Annotated in this window: 1 rRNA gene; it reads left to right on the forward strand. The window is 52.6% G+C overall.

Annotated elements, in window-relative coordinates:
• Positions 1-253, forward strand: a 16S ribosomal RNA gene (locus IV91_RS0113465); the annotation flags it as partial.

Here is a 253-nt window from a genome sequence, read left to right on the forward strand (position 1 = left end):
TTTTGGACAATGGGGGAAACCCTGATCCAGCCATGCCGCGTGAGTGAAGAAGGCCTTCGGGTTGTAAAGCTCTTTCGTGAGGGAAGAAAAGGTTCAGGCGAATAACCTGGATTGATGACGGTACCTCAAGAAGAAGCACCGGCTAACTACGTGCCAGCAGCCGCGGTAATACGTAGGGTGCGAGCGTTAATCGGAATTACTGGGCGTAAAGCGTGCGCAGGTGGTTTGTTAAGTCAGATGTGAAAGCCCCGAG

Origin of the sequence: Ferrovum myxofaciens (genome assembly GCF_000735045.1) — a bacterium.
Classification (GTDB): Bacteria; Pseudomonadota; Gammaproteobacteria; order Burkholderiales; family Ferrovaceae; genus Ferrovum; species Ferrovum myxofaciens.